The sequence below is a fragment of the Xanthomonas sp. SHU 166 genome (assembly GCF_000364685.1).
Taxonomy (GTDB): Bacteria; Pseudomonadota; Gammaproteobacteria; order Xanthomonadales; family Xanthomonadaceae; genus Xanthomonas_A; species Xanthomonas_A sontii.
This window is the reverse complement of record NZ_AQOJ01000853.1, coordinates 1-1,232: the sequence shown is the minus strand read 5'-3', so window position 1 is coordinate 1,232 and position 1,232 is coordinate 1. Positions and strand designations below refer to the sequence as shown.

1 protein-coding gene is annotated in these 1,232 nt (G+C 73.6%); it reads right to left on the bottom strand.

The window, feature by feature from the left end; translation table 11 throughout:
• Positions 1-1,232, bottom strand: a 1,232-nt coding sequence (locus D180_RS19460) for a phenylalanine--tRNA ligase subunit beta (protein ID WP_017914088.1), incomplete at both ends; no start/stop codon positions are given.

Below are 1,232 nucleotides of genomic sequence, written 5' to 3'. Positions count from 1 at the left end.
CCCGCTGGGTTTCGGTCGGCGCGGCGCCGGCTTCCGCCGCCGCGGCGAACACCTTGCCCAGCTCGAACAGGCGCACGCGCCCGGCCTGGCGCGCGGCGTTGCGGCCCAGCGCGGCGACCAGCCCCGGCAGCAGCGACGGACGCATCACCGCCAGTTCGGCGCTGAGCGGATTGGCCAGGGCCACGCGCCCGTCGTGCAGGCCCCACTGGTCCAGCAGCGCAGCATCGACGAAGGCGTAGTTGATGGTTTCCAGCAGATCGCGCGCCAGCAACTGGCGACGCACGCTGCGCTCGTCCAGCTGGGTCTCGCTGTCCATAGCGATGCGCGTGGCGCCGCCGGGCAAGGTGGTCGGCAGGCGGTCGTAGCCGTGGATACGCGCCAGCTCCTCGATCAGATCCTCTTCGATGGCGATGTCGAAGCGGCGGCTCGGCGCGGTGACCTGCCAGCCGTCGGCCGAGGCGACCACGTCCATGCCCAGCGCGCGCAGGATGCGCTCCACATCGGCGTCGGCGATCTCGATGCCGAGCACGCGCAGGATGCGCGCGCGGCGCAGCGCGATCGGTGCCGGCGCCGGCAGGAATTCGGGCAAGGCGGCCTCGACCACCGGGCCGGCGCGCCCGCCGGCCAGTTCCAGCACCAGCCGCGTCGCCAGTTCCAGCGCCTGTCGCGGCAATGCCGGATCCACCCCGCGCTCGAAACGGTGGCCGGCATCGGTGTGCAGGCCGAGCTTGCGCCCGCGGCCCATGATCGCGGCCGGCGCGAAATGCGCGGCCTCCAGGAACACGTGCCGGGTGGTCTCGGTGACCCGGGTGGCGTGGCCGCCCATCAGCCCGGCCAGCGCCACCGGCCGATCGGCATCGGTGATCAGCAGGAACGCCGGATCCAGCACGGCCTCGCGGCCATCGAGCAGGGTCAGGGTCTCGCCGCCGCGCGCGTGGCGCACGCCGATCGGGCCCTGCAAGGTGTCCAGGTCGAAGGCATGCATCGGCTGGCCCAGTTCCAGCATCACGTACTGGGTGATGTCCACCAGCAGCGACAGCGGGCGCACGCCGCTGCGGCGCAGGCGCTCGGCCATCCACAGCGGCGTCTTCGCCGCCGGATCCAGGTCCTCGACCACGCGGCCGCAATAACGCGGCGCGTCGGCGCCCGCGTCCAGCGCGACCGGCAGCGTACGCTCGCTGCTCACCGCGGCCGGCGTCACCGCCAGCGGCAGCACGTCGCTGCCGCAGGCC